The following is a 24,417-nucleotide window of genomic DNA, read 5'->3' as shown; positions in this document are numbered from 1 at the left end:
TACATGAACATGAAGCACTTGGAGGCGGCTCTGGACGACGCCTCTATTGCCGGTTGACTTCATTCAGCCGGAGCCTGCAAATAATTTTGCGCATAAATCTTGACGGCACCTATTTTTTGAACACAATGTCAATTTAATTTTGCAGCTTTATCAAATTCTCTCGTCGCTAGTATATTGTCATTGTCATCCAAGCGATTCACAATGGTGAATACATAATAAGCAAGATTTAAGTTAATACTTCCAAACAAAGGATTCACCCAATCTCCTTCAAGTGGAGAATTCCATATAAAATGCAGGATAACCGGTGCCAAAATTAAGCAAAGTGCTTTAAGCCTTGGTACTGCAGGCACATTTTTAATAACGGCTATAAGTCCAACACCGAATACTATTCCAAAAGCCATATGACTGCCAAGAGCATTTGACACTCTCTCGAAAGCTATTGAAAATCCACTGTTTGTTTCTCCAAAAGTAGCTTGAGAAATATACGCCCAATCCTCCAAAACCTGAAAACCGAATCCAGAAATCATGCCTGACACAAATGCTTCCTTTAATGAAATTCCTCTGCATAGTAAATATACTAAAAGTACAACTAAACCTTTTGCAATCTCTTCTGTAAATGGTGCTGTTAAAGCAGCTCCCCAACTATCAATCACAGCTCTTGGAACACTTGTCGAAAATAAAACCTGTGAAATTAGAGCGTTCCCCTCACCACCTAGATACAGCGGTATTGTAAATCCTAGTATAAAGCTTAGCAAAACAACCTTACGTGAAACATTTAATCTGTTAACCAAATGGCGTACAAAGAATGCAGTCGGCACAGCATACAATAGTACCAGACTCGAAGCAGTCAAAAACGCTGGAAACAGCGCTACGGATTTATCCTTCTCCGCAAACTGACTAAAAAAGTCACGAAAACCTACAAATACCAACGCTACAGTTATGATAACCAGCAATTTGTATCCATAATTGTCAAAAAATTTCCTCATATAAACCCCTCCAATTTTTTAAGAATATAGATATACGATTATATCAATACTATCCAAATATAATATATCTGATAAATTTACTATATAGTTAACATAATTTCTTTTCTGTAATCTATCTTTCGAACACCGTAATATTTGATCCTTTTACTCCTTTTTTTGTTTTTGCCTTGTACATAGCTGTATCGGCCTTTTTATAAAGCTCCTCAAAAATACCTGTACCGTCCTTCTCTTCAAAGGCTATTCCTACACTGTAGGATACCGTATAGAGAGTGTCATCTTCTCCTTTGATGTATAAAAAATTTTCAGACAGTCTTTCTGCCTTTTGTAATACCTTTTCACGGCAAATGATATTCGGAATAAATATCATAAATTCATCACCGCCGACTCTCGCCACACAATCCGTATGTCTGAATTCCTGGGCTATATTTTCAGCAGTCTCTATAAGAATCTCATCGCCCTTAATATGACCAAAAATATCGTTGATCTTCTTAAAATCATCTATATCGATAAGGATCATTGCACAGGACTCATTCTCGCCATAGTAGCTGTTCACTACATTTTCTATATATTTTCTGTTATAAAGATTAGTAAGTGAATCTCTTTCGCTAAGACTTTTTAATGCTCTTTTCTGTTTGAAATTTCTGTATTGAATGCTTGTAAAATATAAATGCAATGCGCTCATAAGCAAAATAAAAAGCACAATATCTGTTAAATAAAATATTTTCATTTCAGTTGAATAACCTCTATCGGCACTTATTATAAATACAGTAACATCGGCTAAAAATGTAATCGTAACTATCATCAAGTAATGCCAGAATCTTCCCAGAACGATTACAGAGGTACATAAAATTACGGACATTGTAACAGTGTATGAATTCACACTGCTGTATAGAGAATACTGTATGTCCATGATCAAAATCGTTATTATAACATTCAGATGAGCAACAAAAACAATATACTTTTCATGCCTTGGAAAATAATATCTGAATAACAAAAATATTAAAAATGAAATGAAAGCATGAAATAGATGAAGATAAAAGCTCGGGGTTATTATTCCATTGAATAACAGACCTATATATCTAACTACCATCCCATAAATCAGCAAAAATATGGTAAGACAAAACGAAAAAATCTGCTGTGCTTGAAGATTAAATGCTTTTATATCACCATAAAAAATTGTATAGTTGCTCTTTTCATTTTCAAAGCACTGTTTTGTATTCACCATGTTACCTCCCTACTTTGAGCATAATAAGCATAAATGCTTATCGGCTTAACTCAGCAACCCACAACAACTTGATAATGTCCATATTATCGGACAGGTGATATGAGATAATGTTCCCAGAACAAAAAGGGGGGCATCACCATGGCACACGCAGCAGCAATCACCTTCAAGGAATTTCGCCACCGTTACAATAGCGAGGACGCTTGCAGGGCGGAATTGTTTCGGCTACGCTTTCCCAATGGGTTTGTATGCCCTAAGTGTGGCTGTGTGGAATACTATCCTATTCAAGGCCGGAATACCTGCCAGTGTCGTTCCTGCCGGCACCAGACTTCTGTTACCGCCGGAACGGTCATGCACCGCACACACCTGCCCTTGACGATCTGGTTCTGGGCGATCTATCTGTGCGCAACGGATAAAAGAGGCATTTCTGCTGTTCAGTTGAGCCGTACACTGGGGATCTGCTACGATTCCGCATGGCATTTACTGAATCGCATTCGTACCGCTATGGGCCAAAGAGACGAAAAATATCTGCTTTCCGGCATTGTAGAGTTGGATGACGGCTATGTTGGCGGACCATCTCATAACGGAAAGCGTGGCCGTGGTACAGAAAAAGCCAAGATTGTAGTAGCGGTGTCAAAAGCTGAAAATGGCATGCCTCTGTTTGCCAGGATGAAAGTGGTTGAAAACATACAGGGCAAAACATTGCAGGAGATCATTGACCAGTACTTCGCTCCACAAACGAAGGTAGAATGCGATGGGTACCGGAGTTACATGAATCTGGAAGGCGTGGAGCTGAAGGCAAAACGGTACGAGACCAACGATCTGCATTGGCTGCATAAGGCAATCAGCAATCTAAAGGCTTTCCTGCTGGGAACCTACCATGGAAGATGTACCAACCTTCAGGCATATCTGGATGAATACTGCTTCCGTTTCAACCGCCGTATGACTGGCAATCAGATCTTCCTTCGCTTAACCAGAACTGTTGCTACTTCTTGTGGTATGCTGAGTTAAGCCGATAAATACTATTTATTATATCATGGGTCTACAAGATTTTCCATACTGTTTTAGCGAAAAGTCCCACAAATCAGCGAACAAAAAACTGATCATGTTTTCCTTACAGAAAGGTACACATTCCTGTAAAAACACCCCCTTTACAACAACTTGGCTTTTTCGTAAATCTCTGCCCGGTAACGAAAGGTAGCAAGGGGCATCCCACATTCCTTTGCTGCTGCCGTCCCGGTGATTTCTCCCATTTTCCAACGCTGGTAGACAGAATGGAAATTCTCGGGCAGCGGTTTGGGTGGCCGCCCAAACCGAATGCCCTTGGCTTTTGCCGCTGCGATTCCTTCAGCCTGCCGCTGACGGATGTTGGTGCGCTCGTTTTCTGCCACAAAGGACAGCACTTGCAGCACAATGTCGCTGAGGAAGGTTCCCAGCAAATCCTTGCCTCTCCGTGTATCCAAAAGCGGCATATCCAGCACCACAATGTCAATGCCTTTTTCCTTTGTGAGAAAGCGCCATTGCTCCAATATTTCGGCGTAATTGCGTCCCAGACGGTCAATGCTCTTGATATAGAGCAGATCGTCTTTTTTCATTTTTCGCAGCAGTTTCTTGTACTGCGGACGCTTGAAATCCTTGCCGGATTGTTTGTCGATATAAACATTTCTCTCAGGTACGCCCACTTCCCGGAGGGCAATGACCTGACGATCTTCATTTTGCTCTCTGGTGGAAACACGGATGTACCCATAAATTTTCTGCTCGATCTTATTTCCTCCGTTTCTGCCACACAATGTCGTAGCCCAGCACATCCGCCAACTCCACCGCCTCGCCATAGCGTAAAGAACCACGCTTTAATTTCCCGGACAGGTTGGGGACGCTGCTGCTCCATCCGTATTCGTCAGCCAAAACCTCCACTACCTCGCTCATGGTCATGCCAGCCCTGACAATGTAGGCTTTGATCTCGTTCCTGTAATTCTCGTGATTGCTCATAGAAAAGTCCTCCTGTTTTGTTGGCTCTGCGGCGAACAGAATCTATTCCGTGATAAATTCCATTTGCTGCAAAGCGTTGTTTTGGTAAAACTCATTTTCAAACTGGAATCTTTGCTTGTGATGCCCTGTTCACAGCACCCGCTTTCCCGTTTTGCTGGTTTGTGTGAAATCAAGCCAAACAGCGAATATCCACACGGAACGCTGTACTGTGTACGCTGTGCGGTGCAACGCTCGTTGGTGTGGTTAGCAATACTAAAATTGCAGTTTGTTCGCTGATTTCACATTGATTGATTTTTTGCCTGTGTTTTTAAGCGCCGTTTTTCCCGAATGCCGTTCCTGCCCGGGAATCTCACCCCGGCGTATCCCCGGCCTTGGCACGCTCGCAGCTTCGGGACAAATTGTCCCGAGGCTGGTTCTGGCGCTGCTTCGCCAACCGGCATATCCCATTCGGACGGTCATGTATTTTTCAAGCTGCAATGTCTGGTGACAAGTACATTTTAGCGAAAAAACATGGCCATTCCCGTATATCCAAAAGGATGGAAAAGGCTCTGAAAAAGCAGGAATTTCCACGCTTATGGACAAGCTGTGTTATAATAAAAGAAATGGAGCAGCGGGGAGGCTTGGCATGAATACGACCTTAACGATTCAGGAAAAATTGAAGGATTTGCGGGTGGAACACGGACTTACCTTGGAACAGCTGGCCGACCAGACCGGGCTTTCCAAATCTGCGCTCGGCAAATACGAGAATGATGATTATAAAGACATCAGCCCTTTTGCCATCGTCACGCTGGCAAAGTTTTATCATGTGACTACGGACTATCTGTTGGGTGTGTCAGAACAAAAAAATCACTCAGACACAGAGTTGAGTGCTCTGCATCTGAGTGATGATGCGATTGACGTTCTGAAAGCCGGGAAATTCAACCCCCGGCTGCTGTCGGAAATTCTCTGTCACCATGATTTCCAGAAAATGATGCTGGATGCGGAGATTTATGTGGATCGGATCGCAGATATGCGGATTAACGATATGAACGCCGTACTGCAAGCCGTCCGCCAAATGGTACTGATGCAGCAGGGAGAAACGGAAAATGATCTGTACCTGCGGACGCTGGAACTTGCGCAAGTGCAAGAGGACGAATATTTCGGCCATGTTATTTCTGGCGATTTGAAGCTGATCCTTCGAGATATTCGGGAAGCCCATCAAGATGATGTAACTACTGCGGACAGCCATTCTCCGGCGCTGGATGTGCAGCAGAGTTTGCAGGAAGCCATGAACTACAAAGGCAGCGACGGTGAAAAACAGGCCCGCATTTTCCTCGCAACCTTTGGTATTGACTATGATGCGATCACGATGGAGCAGTTTGTCAATATCATCGAGGTCTTGAAGCTGTCCAAACACCTGAAATCCTCTTTTAACCAGCGGGGGAAAACCAACATGACCCATGGAAACGGGAAAAGGAAAAGAAAACGCAAATAGGCAAAAAAATATGCTGGACACGGTTGATTTTAACCATGTCCAGCATATTTCATTTACCCAATCCCTTCTGACAGATGCCGTAAGTGTAATTTTGAGCGAATTACTTTCTTACGAGCACCCGCCAAAAGGCCGGGGGAGTATTTTTATTTGGAGGTGCACACCATGCAGATTCGCCCCACACTGGACCAGGTCAGGGAGATCGCCTCCGGCGGCGCGTACCGCGTGCTGCCGGTGAGCTGCGAGCTCCTGTCCGATTTCACCACGCCCATCGAGGTCCTGCGGACCCTGAAACGCGTATCCACCCACTGTTACCTTCTGGAGTCGGCGGCCGGCCATGAGGGCTGGGGACGCTATACCTTCCTGGGCTTCGACCCCAAGCTGGAGATCACCTGCCTGAACGGGGAGATGAAGGCGGGGAGCCTCCGCTTCCCCACGGGGGACCCCTCCCACTGCCTGCGTCAGATACTGGCCGACTACAAGAGCCCCCGGCTGGACTACCTCCCGCCCTTCACCGGCGGCCTGGTGGGGTACTTCTCCTACGACTACCTGGGGTACAGCGAGCCGTCCGTCCGCTCGGAGGTGGAGGACACCGAGGCCTTCCGGGACCTGGACCTGATGCTCTTCGACAAGGTCATCGCCTTTGACCACCTGCGGCAGAAGATCGTCCTCATGGTCAACACGTCCCTGGAGGACCTGGAGACGGGCTACCACAAGGCGGTGCTGGAGCTCCGGCAGCTGGCGGAGCTGCTGCGGAAGGGTGAGAAGAAGCGGGAGCCCGCCGGGCGGCTGCTGGGGGAGGTGACGCCCCTCTTTGACAAGGAGCAGTTCTGCCGCATGGTGGAGCGGGCCAAGGTCCACATCCGGGAGGGGGATATCTTTCAGATCGTCCTCTCCAACCGCCTGTCCGCCCCCTTTGAGGGGAGTCTCCTGGACACCTACCGGGTGCTGCGGACCCTTAACCCCTCCCCCTACATGTTCTACTTCTCCGGCACCGACGTGGAGGTAGCGGGGGCCTCGCCCGAGACCCTGGTGAAGCTGGAGGACGGGGTGCTGCACACCTTCCCCCTGGCGGGCACCCGGCCCAGGGGGAAGACCCCGGAGGAGGACAAAGCCCTGGAGGCGGAGCTGCTGGCCGACGAGAAGGAGCTGGCCGAGCACAACATGCTGGTGGACCTGGGGCGCAACGACCTGGGCAAGGTCAGCCGCTTTGGGACGGTGCAGGTGGAGAAGTTCCACACCGTGGAGCGGTTCTCCCACGTCATGCACATCGGATCCACGGTGCGGGGGGAGCTGCGGGAGGACAAGGACGCCCTGGACGCCGTGGAGGCGGTGCTGCCCGCCGGGACCCTCTCCGGCGCGCCCAAGATCCGGGCCTGCCAGCTCATCGGGGCGCTGGAGAACAATAAGCGGGGCATCTACGGCGGCGCCATCGGGTACATTGACTTCACCGGCAACATGGACACCTGCATCGCCATCCGCATCGCCTACCAGAAGAACGGCAGGGTGTTCGTCCGCAGCGGGGCGGGCATCGTGGCCGACTCGGTGCCCGAGAAGGAGTACCAGGAGTGCATCAACAAGGCCCAGGCGGTGGTCAGCGCCCTGAAGCTGGCCGGGGAGGTAGACCTATGATCCTGCTCATCGACAACTACGACAGCTTTTCCTACAACCTCTTCCAGCTGGTGGGGGAGATGGACCCGGACATCCGGGTCATCCGCAACGACCAGTGTACGGTGGAGGAGATCCGGGCCATGGGCCCCGACCACATCATCCTCTCCCCCGGGCCGGGCAGGCCGGAGGACGCGGGGGTCACCATGGAGGCGGTCACCGCCCTGGGGCGGGATATCCCCATCCTGGGGGTGTGCCTGGGGCACCAGGCCATCTGCGCCGCCTTCGGCGCGACGATAACCTACGCAACTAAGCTGATGCACGGCAAGCAGTCGGAGGTCCGGTTCGACCGGGACTGCCCCCTCTTCCGGGGCTGCCCCGAGACCGCCCCCGTGGCCCGGTACCACTCCCTGGCCGCCGAAGCGGACACCATCCCGGCGTGCCTGAAGGTGACCGGGCGCACCGCCGACGGCGAGGTGATGGCGGTGCAGCACACTGTCCATCCCATTTACGGCGTGCAGTTCCACCCGGAGTCCATTCTGACGCCCGACGGGAAAACCATGCTGCAAAACTTTATAAAGGGGATGTAAGCCATGATTAAGGAAGCCATCGTCAAGATCGTCAATAAAGAGGACCTCACCTATGAGGAGGCCTACACCGTCATGAACGAGATCATGAGCGGCGAGACCACCCCCACTCAGAACGCCGCCTTCCTGGCCGCCCTCTCCACCAAGAGCGCCCGGGCGGAGACCACCGACGAGATCGCCGGCTGTGCCGCCGCCATGCGCGCCCACGCCACAAAGGTGGAGACCGGCATGGAGGTCTTTGAGATTGTGGGCACCGGTGGGGACAACGCCGGCAGCTTTAACATCTCCACCACCGCCGCCCTGGTGGCGGCGGCGGGGGGCATGAAGGTGGCCAAGCACGGCAACCGGGCGGCCTCCTCCCAGTGCGGTACCGCCGACTGCCTGGAGGCCCTGGGGGTCAACATCCACCAGAGTCCCGCCAAATGCGTGGAGCTGCTTCAGAAGGTGGGCATGTGCTTCTTCTTCGCCCAGGACTACCACACCTCCATGAAATATGTGGGGGCCATCCGGAAAGAGCTGGGCTTCCGCACCGTATTCAACATCCTGGGCCCCCTCACCAACCCCGGCACCCCATCCCTCCAGCTCCTGGGGGTCTATGACGAGTATCTGGTGGAGCCCCTGGCCCAGGTGCTTATCAACCTGGGCATCAAGCGGGGCATGGTGGTGTACGGCCAGGACAAGCTGGACGAGATCTCCCTCAGCGCCCCCACCACCGTCTGCGAGATCCGGGACGGCTGGTTCAAATCCTCGGTCATCACGCCGGAGGACTTTGGGTTCTCGCGCTGCGCCAAGGAGGATCTGAAAGGCGGCACCCCGGAGGAGAACGCCGCCATCACCCGGGCCATTTTGAGCGGTGAGCGGGGGCATAAGCGCAACGCCGTCCTGCTCAACGCCGGAGCGGCCCTGTACATCGGCGGCAGGGCGGACACCATGAAGGACGGCGTGGCCCTGGCGGGGGAGCTCATCGACTCCGGAAAGGCCGCCGCCGTTCTGGAGCGGCTGGTGGAGGTCAGCAACGGCCCGGAGGTGGGGGCATGACCATTCTGGACCAACTGGCCGACCACGCCTGGGAACGGGTGGCGGCCGCCCAACGGGCCGTCCCTCTGGAGGAGCTGCGGCGGCAGGCCTGTTCTCTCCCCAAAGGGGACTTCGCCTTTGAGCGGGCCATGGGCCAAGAGGGGCTCTCCTTCATCTGTGAGTGCAAACGGGCCTCCCCTTCCAAGGGGCTCATCGCCCCGGAGTTCCCCTACCTGCAAATTGCGCAGGCGTATGAGGCGGCGGGGGCGGACGGCATCTCCGTGCTTACCGAGCCCAAGTGGTTTTTGGGCAGCGACCGGTATCTGGAGGAGATTGCGCGGGCCGTGTCCGTCCCCTGCCTGCGGAAGGACTTCACGGTGGACGAATATATGATCTGCCAGGCCAAGGTGCTGGGGGCGTCGGCGGTGCTGCTCATCTGTGCCATCCTGACCCAGGGGCAGCTCACAGACTATCTGCATCTCTGCGACGAACTGGGCCTGTCCGCTCTGGTGGAGATCCACGACGGGGAAGAGGGGGAGATGGCCCTTCGGGCGGGTGCCCGGATGGTGGGGGTCAACAACCGCAACCTGAAGGATTTTTCGGTGGATACGGACAACAGCCGCCGCCTCCGGGCCATGATCCCCCACGACGTGATCTTCATCTCCGAAAGCGGCGTCCGGGACAGCGGCGACGTGGCCCGGCTGCGGGACCTGGGGGCCGACGGCGTGCTGGTGGGGGAGACCCTGATGCGCGCGGCGGACAAAAAAGCGGCGCTGGCGGAATTGCGAGGTGGCGTATGACCGAGACAAAAATCAAGCTCTGCGGGCTCTCCCGGCTTCGGGACATCCGGGCGGCCAACGCCCTGCGCCCCGATTTTGTGGGCTTCGTGTTCGCGCTGAACAGCAGGCGGTATGTCTCCCCCCAACAGGCGAAATCCCTGAAGAGCCGTCTCGCTCCCGGCATCCAGGCGGTGGGGGTCTTTGTGGACGAGGAGGTGGAGCGGGTGGCCGAGCTGCTGGGCAGCGGGGTTATCGACCTGGCCCAGCTCCACGGTACCGAGGACAACGGGTACATCCGGCGGCTGAGGGCCCTCACCGATCAGCCGCTTATCCAGGCCTTCCGTGTCCGGTCGGAGGAGGACGTCCGGCGGGCGGCGGACAGCGGCGCCGACCACATTCTGCTGGACGCCGGCGCCGGCACGGGTACGGTCTTTGACTGGAGGCTGCTCCGGCAGATCCGGCGGCCCTATTTCCTGGCCGGGGGGCTGGGATTGCACAATGTGGAGAAGGCGGTGGAGGAGCTGCACCCGTACGGGGTGGATGTGAGCTCCGGCATCGAGACGGACGGGGTCAAGGACCCGGATAAAATGGCGGCCTTTGTGGCCGCCGTCAGAAAGGAAGGAAGACCATGACCAATCCCAAGGGCCGCTTCGGGGTCCACGGCGGGCAGTACATCCCCGAGACGCTGATGAACGCGGTCATCGAGCTGGAAGAGGCCTATGACCACTATAAAAACGACCCGGAGTTCAACCGGGAACTCACCGAGCTGCTCAATGAGTACGCGGGCAGGCCCTCCCGGCTGTATTTTGCCAAGAAGATGACGGAGGACCTGGGTGGGGCGAAGATCTACCTCAAGCGGGAGGACCTAAACCACACCGGCGCCCACAAGATCAACAACGTGCTGGGTCAGGCCCTCCTGGCCCAGCGGATGGGCAAGACCCGGCTCATCGCCGAGACGGGGGCGGGCCAGCACGGGGTGGCCACCGCCACCGCCGCCGCCCTCATGGGCATGGAGTGCGTGGTCTTTATGGGCGAGGAGGACACCGTCCGTCAGGCCCTCAACGTCTACCGGATGCGCCTGCTGGGGGCCACCGTGGTGCCCGTCACCACCGGTACCGCCACATTGAAGGACGCCGTGTCCGAGGCCATGCGGGAGTGGACCTCCCGCATTTCCGACACCCACTACTGCCTGGGCTCGGTGATGGGGCCCCACCCGTTTCCCACCATCGTACGGGATTTTCAGGCGGTGATCTCCCGGGAGATCAGGGCCCAGCTCCTGGAGAAGGAGGGGAAACTGCCCAACGCCGTCATCGCCTGCGTGGGGGGCGGCTCCAACGCCATCGGCAGCTTCTACCACTTTATTGAGGACCCCCAGGTGCGGCTCATCGGCTGCGAGGCGGCGGGCCGGGGGGCGGACACCCCGGAGACGGCGGCCACCATCGCCACCGGAAGGCTGGGCATCTTCCACGGCATGAAGTCCTACTTCTGTCAGGACGAATATGGGCAGATCGCCCCGGTGTACTCTATCTCCGCCGGGCTGGACTACCCGGGCATCGGGCCTGAGCATGCCCACCTTCACGACATGGGCCGGGCGGAGTACGTCCCCGTCACCGACGAGGAGGCGGTCAATGCCTTCGAGTACCTGGCCCGCACCGAGGGCATCATCCCCGCCATCGAGTCGGCCCACGCCGTGGCCCACGCCATAAAGCTGGCCCCCACCATGGGGAGGGAGCAGATCATCGTCATCACCATCTCGGGCCGGGGCGACAAGGACTGCGCCGCCATCGCCCGTTACAGAGGGGAGGATCTCCATGAGTAAGATTGCAGACGCCTTCGCGGGCGGAAAGGCCTTTATCCCGTTTCTCACCTGCGGGGACCCGGACCTGGAGACCACCGCCGCCGCCGTCCGGGCCGCCGCGGAAAACGGCGCCGACCTCATCGAGCTGGGCATCCCCTTCTCCGACCCCACCGCCGAGGGGCCGGTGATCCAGGGGGCCAACCTGCGGGCCCTGAAGGGCGGGGTCACCACCGACCGGATTTTCGGGCTGGTCCGGGACCTGCGCCGGGATGTGACGGTGCCCCTGGTCTTTATGACCTACGCCAACGTGGTCTTTTCCTATGGGACGGAGCGCTTTCTCTCCGCCTGCCGGGAGGTGGGGATCGACGGGCTCATCCTGCCCGACGTGCCCTTTGAGGAGCGGGAGGAATTCCTGCCCTTCTGCAAACGGTACGGGGTGGACCTCATCTCCCTGGTGGCGCCTACCTCGGAAAACCGCATCGCCATGATCGCCCGGGAGGCGGAGGGCTTTCTCTACATCGTCTCCTCCCTGGGGGTGACGGGGACCCGGAGCGAGATCACCACAGATCTTTCCGCCATGGTAGAGGTGGTGCGGCAGAACACCGCCATCCCCTGCGCCGTGGGCTTTGGCATCTCCACCCCGGAGCAGGCCAGAAAAATGGCGGACGTCTCCGACGGGGCCATCGTGGGCTCGGCCATCGTCAAGCTGCTGGAGCAGTACGGCAAGGACGCCCCCCGGCAGGTCGGCGCGTATGTAAAAAAGATGAAAGCGGCCCTCAGATAGGGGGAAAACACAGTCCCGGCGGGGACGAGGCATACGGTGCGCTCCGGATTCTGTTGCGAAGCGCCGATCCAGGGTGTATACTTCATGGATAGAAATATTTGGAGGAGAACGGAGCGCCTATGTCTGTTCAGTCGAATGCTTCCTATTTTTTTATTCCCTTTCAGCTTCAGGAGCCGCTGGACTTCCCGGAGACGGTCCGGCGGCTTGACCGGTCCGACTGCTGGACGCCGGCAGGGGAGCGGATTCTCTATTTCATGAAATATGTGTCCGACAAGCTGGATACCGGCGATCCGGAGCACGGCCAGTGTTTCCGGTTCTGCCTCGACCCGGAGACGCGGGGCAGATTCGGTCTCTCAGAGCCGGACAGCGTGTACCACATCGAGCCGCTGCGGCATGTGGCGGAGCAGGAGACCTATCCCTTTTACCTGGGGGATGTGGAGCTGTTCTGCTTCCGCACGTCGGTGTGTATCCTGGCCATTCAGGTCAGCTTTCTGAAAAACGACCCCATTCACATCTCCAGCGGGCAGTTTTATCTGAAAAAGGTGGCCAAGGAGAAGGTCTATCCCCAGAGCGGGACGGGCGGCTTCACCTTTCTGGAGCTGGCCCGCAGGCTGATGGACACCCTGGGAGAGAAAGTCCCGCCCGTGCCCTTCTTTTTCGCCAATCCGGGCAGCGAGCGGGCCAATGTCTTCAGCCGCCTGGAGGTGCCGCCCCAGGAGGACTATGACCGGGAGCTGTTCTACCTGCGCCGCTGTTACAGTGAGGGCTATCTCTACCAGCCCGACCCGGAGCTGGACGCCAGGGAGATCTACCGCCCGACGCAGGATACGGTGTGGGGCATGTCCGCCGAGGCGGCGGTATGCCTGGTCTGCCCGGAGCGGGGGAAGGAGCAGTTTCTTCGGGGGGCCTTTTACCGCAACTTCAAAAGTCAGTATCTGCTGATGTACGTGCTGCTGCTCCACCAGAAGTATGTGCTCTACCTCTTCCTCACCGAGGTGGGCACCGGAATCAGGGACGATCTGGCGCTGCTGGAGTCCTACCGGGAGCGGCTTTATGACTTCATGACGGACTTCGTGTTCTCCCGGATCAGTGAGGTGCCCCAGTATCAGAATCTGTACGACCGCTTGCAGCATGTCTTTGCCCTGGAGGAGCTCTTTGACGATGTGCGGGAGCCCCTGGCCGCGCTGCGGAACCTGCAGCTGGAGCAGGACGCCAAAAAGCAGCAGGGACAGGATGCGCGGATCAACCGCATGCTCTTTGTGCTCTCGCTGCTGACGGGATTTTCCGTGCTGTCCGACGGACACGCCGCCATCGAGAGCTATGCGTCGCCCTATCTGCCGCCCCTGCTGGTGGAGGGACTTCAATACGGGTTCGCGGCTTTGGTCATCGGGGCGCTGGCCTGGGGGATCATCACCCTCATTCGCTCGGACAGGAAATAGGGATGGGGGGAAGCCATGAGACCGGACTATATTTATATCGGATGCTTTTTTGACTTTGACGAGCTACAGGCGGCGGTGGCGCCCATCGCGCCCCGGCGGCTGGAGCGGCCTGTGCGGGCCCCCCACGTCACCTTCGTCTACCGCCCGGAGTGGGTGGATACCCGGCTCTTTGGGCAGGAGGTGACGGTGCGCGTCACCGGCTACGGAAATGACGGCCGCAACGAGGGCCTGCGGGTGGAGGTGCTGATCCAGGACCCCATACTGCGGGAGATGGCCCTCCGCATCCCGGCCCCCCACATCACGCTGTCGGTCTCCCCAAAGGGGCGGCCGGTAGACACCGGGGGACTGGCCTTTTCACCCGTGGAGCCGTTTTTGCTGACCGGCCGCTTTGGCGGCTATCTGCCGGACGGAACGGTGGTGCTTGCCCCGGCGGAATAAAAAGGGAAAACCTGAAACTGAGCATCCGGCGCCTTATGGCGCCGGATGCTCAGTTTGTCGAAAAAGTAGAAACGCCTCGGGTTTTGTGAAAGAGCCTCGCAGAGTTCCGTCGTCCGCAGACGACGGAATCAAGTCCAATCTGTTTTTTCCGGGGACATGTGCCTCGGGGAAAACACTTCTCAGACTGCAAGCGTGCGAGTCGGGGCCCCAAAAAAGCCCAGCAAAGTGGGCTTATTTGGGGCTTCGACGAAGTGCGACGCAGCAGGCTGCATCTCTTCGAAAAAATGCTTGCATTTTTGAGAGAGCCTGTCGACTTTGTCGACAGGCTCAAGCATCCGGCGCCTTATGGCGCCGGATGCTTTTTGGTATCCGGGGTAAAGCTGCCGCCCGGGGCAGTTTGGTCCAAATACCGCGTTTTTTACTATTGATACCATCGATACCTTGATCTGGAAGGCAAAAAGAAGAAATTTGTTAAACTACTCAAATCCTATTGACAAACAATGTTTTTGGGATTAGAATCGCATTATAAAAGTAATGGTTATTATTACTAATTAAAACATAAGGAGGAGTCACCATGCTGTTCAAGACCACGGAACAACACGAGGCCCTGCGGGCCCAGATCCGGGCCTTTGCCGAGGCGGAGGTCAAGCCCCAGGCCTTCCTGATGGACAAGGAGAACCAGTTCCCCGATGAAGCCATCAAGAAGCTGGGGAAGATGGGCCTCATGGGCATCCCTTATCCCAAGGAGTACGGCGGCGCCGGACTGGACGCCATCAGCTACGCCATCGCGGTGGAGGAGCTCTCCCGGGTGGACGGCGGCACCGGCGTCATCCTGTCGGCCCACGTGTCCCTGGGCTCCTGGCCCATCTTCGCCTACGGCACCGAGGAGCAGAAGCAGAAGTACCTGGTGCCCCTGGCCAAGGGCGAGAAGATCGGCGCCTTCGGCCTCACCGAGCCCAACGCCGGCTCTGACGCCGGCGGCACCGAGACCACCGCTGTGGACAAGGGCGACCACTGGCTCCTCAACGGCGGCAAGATCTTCATCACCAACGCCCCCAAGGCCGACACCTACGTGGTCTTTGCGGTGACCACTCCCGACATCGGCACCAAGGGCATCTCCGCCTTCATTGTGGAAAAGGGCTGGGAGGGCTTCACCTTCGGCGACCACTACGACAAGATGGGCATCCGCTCCTCCTCCACCGCCGAGCTCATCTTCAACGACGTGAAGGTGCCCAAGGAGAACCTGCTGGGCAAGGAGGGCCAGGGCTTCAAGATCGCCATGTCCACCCTGGACGGCGGCCGTATCGGCATCGCGGCCCAGGCCCTGGGCATCGCCCAGGGGGCCTATGAGGCCGCTGTGGACTACGCCAAGGAGCGTGTCCAGTTCGGCAAGCCCATCGGCTTCAACCAGGCCATCGGCTTCAAGCTGGCCGACATGGCTACCAAGCTGCGCTGCGCCCGGCTGCTGGTCTACTCCGCCGCCGACCTGAAGGAGCACCACGAGCCCTACGGCACCGAGTCCGCCATGGCCAAGATGTACGCCTCTGACATCGCCCTGGAGGTCACCAACGACGCCGTCCAGATCTTCGGCGGCACCGGCTTCCTCAAGGGCATGGACGTGGAGCGGATGTACCGCGACGCCAAGATCACCACCATCTACGAGGGCACCAACGAGATCCAGCGGGTGGTCATCTCCTCCGCCATCATGGGCAAGCCCCCCAAGAGCGAGGGTGGCTCCTCCAGCCGGCCCAAGAAGCCCGCCCCCGTCACCGGCGTGCGCAAGCGCATCCTCCTGAAGGAGGGCAGCCCCGCCGAGCAGGTGGCCGCTCTGGTGGAGCACCTGAAGAAGGACGGCCACGACTTCACCGTGGGCATCCCCATGGACACTCCCATCAGCCAGGCCGAGCGGGTGGTCTCCGCCGGTCAGGGCATCGGCGATAAGAAGAACATGAAGCTCATTGAGAACCTGGCCAAGGCCGCCGGCGCCGCCGTGGGCTCCTCCCGCCCCGTGGCCGAGACCCTGAAGTACGTCCCCCTGGACCGCTACGTGGGCATGTCCGGCCAGAAGTTCAAGGGCAATCTGTACATCGCCTGCGGCATCTCCGGCGCCGTCCAGCACCTCAAGGGCATCAAGGACGCCTCCACCATCGTGGCCATCAACAAAAACGGCAACGCCCCCATCTTCAAGAACTGCGACTACGGCATCGTGGGCGATGTGGCGGAGATCCTGCCCCTGCTGACCGCCGCCCTGGACTGCGGCGAAAAGCAGCCCGCGCCCCCCATGGTCAAGATGAAGCGCCCCGCGCCCCCCAAGCCCGAGCCCATCGGCAAGCGCTATGTCTGCGGCGGCTGCGGCTATGAGTACATCCCCGAGGTAGGCGACGAGGACGGCGAGATCGCCCCCGGCACCCTGTTTGAGAATCTGCCCGAGGAGTGGGTGTGCCCCGAGTGCGCGGAAAAGAAAGATATGTTCATTGAAGCCTGAGTAAGAAGGAGGGACTATCATGTATTGTGTCCGTAATGTGACGGAAGACCTGTACTGGGTGGGGGCCAACGACCACCGGCTCCATCTGTTTGAGAATATCCACCCCATTCCCCGTGGCGTGAGCTACAACGCCTATCTGCTGCTGGACGAGAAGACCGTCCTCTTTGACACCGTGGACTGGTCGGTCTGCCGCCAGCTGTTGGAGAACATCGAGCACCTGCTGGATGGCCGGCCCCTGGACTATCTGGTCATCAACCACATGGAGCCCGATCACGGGGCCTCCATTGAGGAGATCCTTCTGCGCTGGCCGGAGGTGAAGATCATCTCCACCGAGAAGTCCTTCATGTTCATGCGCCAGTTTGGCTTCCAGGTGGACGGCCATGAGCTCATCGAGGTGAAGGAGGGCGACGGCTGCTCCTTCGGCAGGCACAACGTCACCTTCGTGGCCGCCCCCATGGTCCACTGGCCCGAGGCCATGGTCACCTTCGACACCACCGACGGCGTCCTCTTCTCCGCCGACGCCTTCGGCTCCTTCGGCGCTCTGGACGGCAAGCTCTTTGCCGACGAGGTCAACTTTGACCGGGACTGGATCGACGACGCCCGCCGCTACCTCACCAACATCGTGGGCAAGTACGGCCCCCACATCCAGCTCCTGCTGAAAAAGGCGGGGGGCATCCTGGACCAGATCAAGTACATCTGCCCCCTCCACGGTCCCGTGTGGCGGAAGGATCTGGGCTACTTCATCGACAAGTACGACAAGTGGAGCCGCTACGAGCCCGAGGAGAAGGGCGTCATGATCGCCTACGCCTCCATGTACGGCAACACCGAGGCGGCCGCTCAGGCCCTGGCCGCCAAGCTGTGCGAGAAGGGCGTCACCAACGTGTGGGTCTACGACGTGTCCAACACCCATGTCTCCCAGCTGGTCAGCGAGTCCTTCCGCCTGAGCCACATCGTCCTGGCCAGCGTCACCTACAACCTGGGCATCTACCCCGTGATGCACGACTACCTCATGCACCTCAAGGGGCTCAACCTCCAGCACCGCACCTTCGCCATCATCGAAAACGGCTCCTGGGCGCCCAAGTCCGGGGACCTCATGCAGAAGTTCGTGGACGAGGAGCTCAAGAACATGACCCTCCTCAACGAGCGGCTCTCCCTGGCCTCCGCCCTCCACCCCGACAAGGCTTCGGAGCTGGAGGCCCTGGCCGACGCCATCGTGGAATCCGTGCAATAATCCAGACCAAAACAGGGGCGTTCCGATGAAATTCATCGGAACGCCCCTGTTTTTCTGGTCCTTGGTTTATTTTACAAAAAATGAGGTTGACAAAGTGGACGATTTGTGCAATTATGGGGTGCTGCCAAAATGACCGGCCCATGAGGGGGCCGGTGAAAGGAAGGAGGGAACCCACCTCAGCGCCCCAGGATCTGAATGAAAAAAGAGGAGATGGATACCATCATGAAAAAGTCCCTTCGCGTTCTCTCGGTTGTGCTGGCCGGCTCTATGCTGCTGAGCAGCAGCGCCTTCGCCTGCACCGGTGTGTATGTCGGCAAGGAGGTCAGCACGGACGGCTCTTATATGATCGCCCGCAGCGAGGACCAGAGCAACGGCGCTTACAACAAGATGTTCTATGTCCAGCCCCGGGTGGAGAACGAGCCCGGCCGCTACATCGAGGATACGGCCACCGGCTTCAAGATCCCCCTGCCCGCCACGACCTATAAGTACAACTATGTGCCCGACTACACCCGCGGCGACGACGGCATGTACCCCGGCTCCTGCACCAACGAGTACGGCGTGAGCATCACCGCCACGGTCTCCACCTCCACCTGCGAGGCGTGGGAGAAGGAGGACCCCTTCGTGGAGCCCGGCCTGCGTGAGGCCATCCTGGCCGCCACCGTGGCCGCCGTGGCCAAGACCGCCCGTGAGGGCGTGGAGGTCCTGCTGGGCTATGTGGACGAGTACGGCTCCGAAGAGGGCAACACCGTCATGATTACCGACCAGAAGGAAGCCTGGATCGTGGAGATTTACAGCGGCCATCACTACTGCGCCATGAAGATGCCCGACGATCAGGTGGCCGTGTTCGGCAACCACAACATGATCGGCCTGGTGGACCCCAAGGCCACCCCCGAGGACGGCTTCTACTACTCCAAGGGCCTCTTTGAGACCATCGACAAGCTGGGCCTGGCGGCCAAGGAGGGCGAGCTCTATCACCTGGCCAAGTCCGTCAGCAACAACATCCGCGAGGACTCCAGCAACATGCGCAACTGGGCCGGTATGACCATCCTGGCCCCCTCCAAGGCCGGCGAGTACAAGAGCGATGAGTTCTATCCCCTGTTCTACACCCCCGACCAGAAGGTGAGCGCCCTGACCGTGATGGACATTTACCGCAACCGCCTGGAGGGCACCCCCCTGGACGTGACCCTGCCCGGCCAGGAGAACAACCGCGTCATCGGCACCGAGCGTTCCTCTCAGATCCATGTGCTCCAGACCTTCCCCGACTGGCCTGCTGAGTGCGCCGCCATCGACTGGCTGTGCCTGGGCAACGCCCAGCACTCCGTCTTCATCCCCCACTTCTCCGGCATCACCGACACCGCTGCCGCCTACAAGGTGGACGGCGAGGTCTACGACCCCAACGGCGCCTTCTGGATGTTCAAGCGCCTGTGCACCCTGGCCGAGCAGGACCGCACCCTTTACAGCAAGGGCGTGATGGACTTCTGGGACCTGCAGGAGCAGATCATGTACGACGAGATGATGGCCGCCGCCGAGACCATGCAGGCCAAGTACGCTGAGAGCCGCGCCGCCGGCGACGCCTATGTCACCGAGCTGGGCATCCAGACAGCCGAGCGGGAGATGGGCCTGACCCACAACCTGTACGCCAACCTGCTGACCACCATGATGTTCAACACTGGCCGGGCCGCCGGGCGTCCCCTGGAGACCTTCATGGCCGATGTGCCCCTGCGCCAGGTGGCCGAGTACAAGGGCTACGACGTGACCTGGACCAGCAACAGCGTCACCATCACCAAGGGCGCGACCAGCTATACCTTCGCCCCCAACGACGACCCCGCCTTCTTCTATCCCCAGGGCTATGCCTGCACGGACGCCGCCGGCAACGCCGTGGAGCTGAGCACCTACGCCTACATCCGCGACGGCGTGACCTACGTCCCCATGGACTTTGCCAACAGCCTGTAAGAAATTTTCCCATCAAAAAGGCGCGCTGCGAAAGCAGCGCGCCTTTTGTATTGGTTTGGCCGCCGGGCTCAGCGGTAGCGTTCGGCGGTCTCGACGAGGGCCTGAGTTACATCAATTTCTCCACCAACATTCATAGAATGGGGGTAGTCCCAATTCGCTTCGTGAGCACTAAAAGAGAAAATGGTTTGCTTCCCGACATCCGTCGATACACCGTCCAAAATGACCCACTCGCCATCTACAAAGGCATGATTCCATGCGTGTGCGCCATTGCGGACATCACCAGTGATTAGATAGCAGGGAATCCCCGCTGCACCGACGATCTGATTGATGGCAATGGCATAATCTTCACAATCCCCGGTGGTTTTCCCGTTCGTCCAGCTGAATCCGCCGTTTACCTCGTAGTTAAATCGGTCGCACACCGCTTTGACGCAGATCTCCACCTTTTCCCGGTCAGACATGCCGTCGGTGAACTGGGCGAAAATGGGGGCGAAGATTTGAGAGAGTTCCTCAGATGTTGGGCATGCTGTGTAATAAATAAGACTTTTTTCAATTCTAATTCCAAACTTTGCATCATAAGCGTAAAGACTGGGCATTGCGGAATTTACCTTAGCAACACCGCTATTAAAGCTATCCTTAGCAATCACTGCATAGTTGTAATTTTGGTTTACAGTCCCCTTAAATGTGCCCTGGCTGGTAATCAAATCACTGTGTACCAGCGTATCCACCGCCGCATTAAATGCGTCCTTATCAGTCAACCCTTTAATCTCGTCGCTCTGCTCGCTCCAATAGTCCACGACGGGCTTATGGGTGTCCAGACTGAGGGTGACGGGGGTGGAGCTGATGGTGCCCACCACGTTGCTGGGGGCGGCGGGCAATTCCGGTGTCTCCGGCTGTTCTGACTCCACCGGCTGCTCCGGCCCGGCGGGGGTCTGTCCGCCGCCGCTGAGCACCCCTTTCAGGCGTCCGTAGAGGACGGCGGCCTGGGCCCGGTCCACGGAGCGGTCCCCGGCGAAGGTGCCCTGCTCATCGGTGCCGGTAATGAGGTCCAGGGAGAAGACGGTGGTCACGGCGTCCTTGTAGCCGGCGGGGATGGTGGCAAAGTCGCCGATCTCCCCCTGAGTCTCGGCCTTTTCCCCCTCGGTGGGCAGGGCGGAGCCCTTGTCCCGGAGGATGTTGGTCATGACTGCGGCCATGTCATAGCGGGAGACCGGCTCCTCCATGCCGGCCTTCGTGCCGGCGAAGAGGCCGTGGGCCGTTCCGACGGCCTGGGCGGGGGCGTACCAGGGAGAAGCGTTCCCGCGGTCCAGCTCGGCCTTCTCGAACTTTACCGGGTAGGGGTCGGAGAGGGGCTGAGGGACCCGGACCTCCTCCAGCTCCCGGCGCATGGACACCGTCTCCAGGAAGGAGCGCACCCGGATGTGGAGGGGACCCTGGACGTCGCTCTCGTCCACCTTGAGCACCAGGGGCACCTTGCCCGAGATCTCCTTCATGAGGCGGATGATCTCGTCGGAGAGGTAGGCGTCGTGGCCGCAGCCGAAGCTGACCAGCTGGACATACTCCAGCCGGGGGCTCTTGGCCGCCAGAATGGCGGAGGAGATCATCCGGGCGTGGAAGTTGTTGACGATGTCCAGCCGGCTCAGGCTCAGGTCCTCCTCCTCGGTGCCGGGGAGGGAGTCCGCCGTCAGCACGGGGATGCCCATGCCGGTGAACATCTCGGGCAGCTCGTGGTTGACCAGGGCGTCGTTGTGGTAGGGCCGGGCGGCCAGCACCACGGCGAATTTGTCCTCCCGCTCCACCTGGTCCAGCACCTGCTGCCCCAGGGCCTTGAGCTGGTCCCGGAAGGCGTCCTGGGCGCGGTTGCCGGCCTGGAGGGCCCGGAGAGTCTCGGCCTCCGGGATCTGGAACTTCTCCTTCATGTACTTCTTGAGCTGCTTCTCCTGGTCCTCCATGGTGTACCAGTGGAACATGGGGTCGTCGTAGGGGATGCCCCACAGCTTTTCCGGGTCGTCGGAGTTGCCGATGACCAGGGGGTAGCCCTTGACCACGGCGCACATGGACTGGCTGGTCTTTTCCGTGTTCTCCGAGGGCACGGTGGTGACCACCGGCATGAAGATGCGGTCCACGCCCTTTTCGGCCAGGTTGCGCAGGTGGCCGTGGACCAGCTTGGCGGGGAAGCACACCGTGTCCGAGGTGACGGCGGAGATGCCCCCCTCGTAGATCTTCCGGGTGCTGGGGTCGGAGAGCCGGACGGTGAAGCCCAGGGCCCGGAGGAAGGTGCTCCAGAAGGGCATGGCTTCCCAGAAGGAGAGGACCCGGGGGATGCCGATGGTGACGCCCCGGTCCTGGGTGGGCTCCGGACAGGGGTAGTCCTGGAAGAGGAGCTTCTCCCGCTCCCGGAAGAGGTTGGGCACGGCAGTGGCCCGGGCGGTGGTCTCCTTGAGCTGTTTGCGCACCGACTCGTCCTTGGGATCGCCTAAAATCTCGCCCCGCTCACAGCGGTTGTTGGTGATCCACGCGCTGCCGTTGGAGAAGCGGAGGATGGTCCGCTTGCAGTGGTTGGCGCAGAAGGGGCAGGGGGCGTTCTCCTCCTGGCGGTAGGAGAAGCCGTCCAGCTCCTCCAGGTCCAAAAACGTCCGGTTGGCGGGGTTCTTCTTGTACCGCTCCCGGGTGATGAGGGCCATGCCGATGGCCCCCATGAGGCCGGGGTAGGGGGCCCGGAGGACGTTTCGACCGGTGTACTCCTCCATGGCCCGGAGGACGGCGTCGTTTTCAAAGGTGCCCCCCTGGACCACGATCTTGTCCCCCAGGGAGTCCAGGTTGGAAAGGCGGATGACCTTGGTAAAGACGTTTTCGATGATGGAGCGGCACAGGCCGGCCATGATGTCCTCGGCGCTGCGGCCGTTGCGCTGCTCGGTGATGATGCTGCTGTTCATGAAGACGGTGCAGCGGCTGCCCAGCACCGCCGGGTGCCGGGAGGCAAAGGCGGCCTCCTCGATGCCCTTGGTGGGGATGCCCAGGGAGGAGGCGAAGTTCTCCAAAAAGGAGCCGCAGCCGGAGGAGCAGGCCTCGTTGACCAGGATGTTGGTGATGATGCCCTTGTCCAGCCACATGGCCTTCATGTCCTGGCCGCCGATGTCCAGGATGAAGGTGGCGTCGGTCACGTACTTCTTGGCCGCCCGGGCGTGGGCCACCGTCTCCACCGTGTGGTACTCCGCCTGAAAAGCCTTGGCGAAGAGCATTTCGCCGTAGCCGGTGGTGCCCGCCGCCAGGATATGTAAGGTGGCGCCCGCCTTGCGGTAGCGGTCCCGGATCTCGATCAAGGCCCGCTTGGCCACCTTCAGAGGCTCCCCGGCGTTGGGGGCGTAGAAGGAGCCCAGCAGCTCCTCGTTGTCGTCCATGAGGACGAACTTGGTGGTGGTGCTCCCCGAGTCGATGCCCAGGTAGGCCCACACCTCCTCCCCGGCCTGGGGCTCCTTCCAGACCAGGGGGCGCTTCCGGTTGCGCTCCTCGAAGGCCTGCCGCTCCTCCGCCGTGGCGAAGAAGGGCCTGGCCTCCCGGGGCTGGTCCTCCGGGGCCCGGAACTCTCCGCTCCTGAGCTGCTCCAGCAGCCGGGCGGGCTCCGCCGCCGCGGCCCGGTCCCGGAACATGGTGTCCACGCACACCGCCGCCCCGCAGGCCACCATGAGCTCGGGGTGGGGCGGGATGAGGACCTCCTCTTTGGACAGGCCCAGCCGTTGGGCAAAGACCCGTACCAGAGCGGGGTTGAAGGTGAGGGGACCGCCCTCAAAGACCACGGGCCGGGTGATCTCCAGGCCCTGGGCCAGGCCGCCAATGGTCTGCTTGGCGATGGCGTGGAAGGCGGAGAGGGCCAGGTCGGACTTGGCCACCCCCCTGGTTGAGGAGGGGCTGGATGTCGGTCTTGGCGTAGACGCCGCACCGGCCGGAGATGTCGTAGACGCACGTGCCCTGCTCGGCCAGGGCGTTGAAGTCCTGGACGGGCACCTTCAGCAGGGAGGCGATCTCGTCGATGAAGGCGCCGGTGCCGCCGGCGCAGCTGCCGTTCATGCGCATGTCGGCCACGGTGAGGGCGCCGGTGGCGGGATCGGTCTGGAAGAAGATCATCTTGGCGTCCTGGCCGCCCAGCTCGATGGCGCAGCCCACCTTCTCGTACCGGCGCTTCAGGGCGGCGGCGTTGGCCGCCACCTCCTGGGCGAAGGGAATGTCCAGGCCCTCGGCGATGGGCTTGGCCCCCGACCCCGTCAGGCAGAAGCGGAAGGTCTCGCCGGGGAACCGCCGCTCCAGCTCCTCCATCACCCGGATGACGCTCTGAACCTGGTCGGCGTGGTGTCGCTGGTAGTCGGAGTACAGGATCTCTCCCGTCTCCGGGTCCAGGACCGCGATCTTGGTGGTGGTGGAGCCGATGTCGATCCCCGCGGCCAGGCCTCGCCCGGAGATCTTGTTCTGCATGGTAGCTGTCATGGTTTTCCTACGTTCTTTCTCTAAAATTCACGGCGCGGACGGCGTCCGGCGCCTGCTGCCTCCCTTGTTTGCCGGGAGTAACTTTCTATCTTAGTATTAAAGCATGTTTTATATTGAAATAGAAGTGAAAAAATGGTATTATTAATGAGAA

The 24,417-nt window shown here is 58.6% G+C and carries 20 protein-coding genes; 14 read left to right on the top strand and 6 right to left on the bottom strand.

Features of this window, described 5'->3' with window-relative positions:
- Positions 1-128: 128 nt before the first annotated feature.
- Together ACTNBK_RS11740 and ACTNBK_RS11735 are read right to left on the bottom strand one after the other, a co-directional pair.
- Positions 129-986 carry a PrsW family glutamic-type intramembrane protease gene (locus ACTNBK_RS11740; RefSeq protein WP_154557411.1) on the bottom strand — a complete coding sequence of 286 codons (858 nt, stop codon included), beginning with the start codon at positions 984-986 and terminating at the stop codon, positions 129-131.
- Positions 987-1,098: 112 nt separating this feature from the next.
- Positions 1,099-2,208 carry a GGDEF domain-containing protein gene (locus tag ACTNBK_RS11735; protein ID WP_441146284.1) on the bottom strand — a complete coding sequence of 370 codons (1,110 nt, stop codon included), beginning with the start codon at positions 2,206-2,208 and terminating at the stop codon, positions 1,099-1,101.
- Between the two features lie 141 nt (positions 2,209-2,349).
- Here ACTNBK_RS11735 and ACTNBK_RS11730 point away from each other — a divergent pair, with 141 nt between their 5' ends.
- Positions 2,350-3,219: an IS1595 family transposase gene (locus ACTNBK_RS11730; RefSeq protein ID WP_441146282.1), complete on the top strand. Its 870-nt coding sequence runs from the start codon at positions 2,350-2,352 to the stop codon at positions 3,217-3,219.
- Positions 3,220-3,359: 140 nt separating this feature from the next.
- Here the strand turns inward: ACTNBK_RS11730 and ACTNBK_RS11725 are convergent, their stop codons facing one another.
- Positions 3,360-4,016: a recombinase family protein gene (locus tag ACTNBK_RS11725; protein ID WP_441146280.1), complete on the bottom strand. Its 657-nt coding sequence runs from the start codon at positions 4,014-4,016 to the stop codon at positions 3,360-3,362.
- Positions 3,973-4,197, bottom strand: coding sequence for a phosphoribosylglycinamide formyltransferase (locus ACTNBK_RS11720; protein ID WP_101691721.1), 225 nt, complete (start codon positions 4,195-4,197; stop codon positions 3,973-3,975). Before ACTNBK_RS11720 ends, ACTNBK_RS11725 begins: the two co-directional genes overlap by 44 nt.
- Positions 4,198-4,822: 625 nt before the next feature.
- Here ACTNBK_RS11720 and ACTNBK_RS11715 point away from each other — a divergent pair.
- The 13 genes from ACTNBK_RS11715 to ACTNBK_RS11655 all read left to right on the top strand — a co-directional run bounded on the left by ACTNBK_RS11715 (position 4,823) and on the right by ACTNBK_RS11655 (position 19,787).
- A complete protein-coding gene (locus ACTNBK_RS11715) occupies positions 4,823-5,671 on the top strand; it encodes a helix-turn-helix domain-containing protein (RefSeq protein ID WP_256945837.1) in 849 nt (282 codons plus the stop codon).
- A gap of 162 nt (positions 5,672-5,833) precedes the next feature.
- The gene (gene trpE / locus ACTNBK_RS11710) at positions 5,834-7,300 is read left to right on the top strand and encodes an anthranilate synthase component I (RefSeq protein ID WP_441146278.1); all 1,467 of its coding nucleotides are present in this window, start codon (positions 5,834-5,836) and stop codon (positions 7,298-7,300) included.
- Entirely contained in the window at positions 7,297-7,866 is a 570-nt protein-coding gene (locus tag ACTNBK_RS11705) for an anthranilate synthase component II (protein ID WP_441146276.1), read from the top strand. The genes trpE and ACTNBK_RS11705 overlap by 4 nt, the downstream gene beginning before the upstream one ends.
- A gap of 3 nt (positions 7,867-7,869) precedes the next feature.
- On the top strand, positions 7,870-8,901 hold the full coding sequence (gene trpD, locus ACTNBK_RS11700; protein ID WP_441146274.1) for an anthranilate phosphoribosyltransferase: 1,032 nt from the start codon (positions 7,870-7,872) through the stop codon (positions 8,899-8,901).
- Complete coding sequence (gene trpC, locus ACTNBK_RS11695) at positions 8,898-9,680, top strand: indole-3-glycerol phosphate synthase TrpC (RefSeq protein WP_441146272.1); 783 nt, start codon at positions 8,898-8,900, stop codon at positions 9,678-9,680. The genes trpD and trpC overlap by 4 nt, the downstream gene beginning before the upstream one ends.
- A complete protein-coding gene (locus ACTNBK_RS11690; protein WP_441146270.1) occupies positions 9,677-10,291 on the top strand; it encodes a phosphoribosylanthranilate isomerase in 615 nt (204 codons plus the stop codon). The genes trpC and ACTNBK_RS11690 overlap by 4 nt, the downstream gene beginning before the upstream one ends.
- The gene (trpB, locus tag ACTNBK_RS11685) at positions 10,288-11,478 is read left to right on the top strand and encodes a tryptophan synthase subunit beta (RefSeq protein ID WP_441146268.1); all 1,191 of its coding nucleotides are present in this window, start codon (positions 10,288-10,290) and stop codon (positions 11,476-11,478) included. Before ACTNBK_RS11690 ends, trpB begins: the two co-directional genes overlap by 4 nt.
- Complete coding sequence (trpA, locus tag ACTNBK_RS11680) at positions 11,471-12,241, top strand: tryptophan synthase subunit alpha (RefSeq protein ID WP_441146266.1); 771 nt, start codon at positions 11,471-11,473, stop codon at positions 12,239-12,241. Before trpB ends, trpA begins: the two co-directional genes overlap by 8 nt.
- Positions 12,242-12,360: 119 nt before the next feature.
- Positions 12,361-13,680: a hypothetical protein gene (locus ACTNBK_RS11675; RefSeq protein WP_441146264.1), complete on the top strand. Its 1,320-nt coding sequence runs from the start codon at positions 12,361-12,363 to the stop codon at positions 13,678-13,680.
- A gap of 15 nt (positions 13,681-13,695) precedes the next feature.
- Positions 13,696-14,118 (top strand): hypothetical protein, encoded by a 423-nt coding sequence (locus ACTNBK_RS11670; protein ID WP_441146263.1) that lies wholly within the window; start codon positions 13,696-13,698, stop codon positions 14,116-14,118.
- Between the two features lie 574 nt (positions 14,119-14,692).
- Positions 14,693-16,603 carry an acyl-CoA dehydrogenase family protein gene (locus ACTNBK_RS11665; RefSeq protein ID WP_441146261.1) on the top strand — a complete coding sequence of 637 codons (1,911 nt, stop codon included), beginning with the start codon at positions 14,693-14,695 and terminating at the stop codon, positions 16,601-16,603.
- 19 nt (positions 16,604-16,622) lie between these two features.
- Positions 16,623-17,834, top strand: coding sequence for an FprA family A-type flavoprotein (locus tag ACTNBK_RS11660; protein WP_441146259.1), 1,212 nt, complete (start codon positions 16,623-16,625; stop codon positions 17,832-17,834).
- A gap of 222 nt (positions 17,835-18,056) precedes the next feature.
- Complete coding sequence (locus ACTNBK_RS11655; RefSeq protein WP_441146257.1) at positions 18,057-19,787, top strand: C69 family dipeptidase; 1,731 nt, start codon at positions 18,057-18,059, stop codon at positions 19,785-19,787.
- A 68-nt stretch (positions 19,788-19,855) separates the two neighbouring features.
- On the opposite strand, the gene ACTNBK_RS11650 is transcribed toward ACTNBK_RS11655, so the two are convergent.
- Positions 19,856-23,674 carry an acyl-CoA dehydratase activase-related protein gene (locus ACTNBK_RS11650; RefSeq protein ID WP_441146255.1) on the bottom strand — a complete coding sequence of 1,273 codons (3,819 nt, stop codon included), beginning with the start codon at positions 23,672-23,674 and terminating at the stop codon, positions 19,856-19,858.
- Complete coding sequence (locus ACTNBK_RS11645) at positions 23,571-24,266, bottom strand: BadF/BadG/BcrA/BcrD ATPase family protein (RefSeq protein ID WP_441146253.1); 696 nt, start codon at positions 24,264-24,266, stop codon at positions 23,571-23,573. Before ACTNBK_RS11645 ends, ACTNBK_RS11650 begins: the two co-directional genes overlap by 104 nt.
- Positions 24,267-24,417 lie beyond the last annotated feature (151 nt).

Origin of the sequence: Intestinimonas sp. HCP28S3_D6 (genome assembly GCF_052065695.1) — a bacterium.
GTDB lineage: Bacteria > Bacillota > Clostridia > Oscillospirales > Oscillospiraceae > Intestinimonas.
This window is presented reverse-complemented; position numbering and strand designations above follow the sequence as displayed.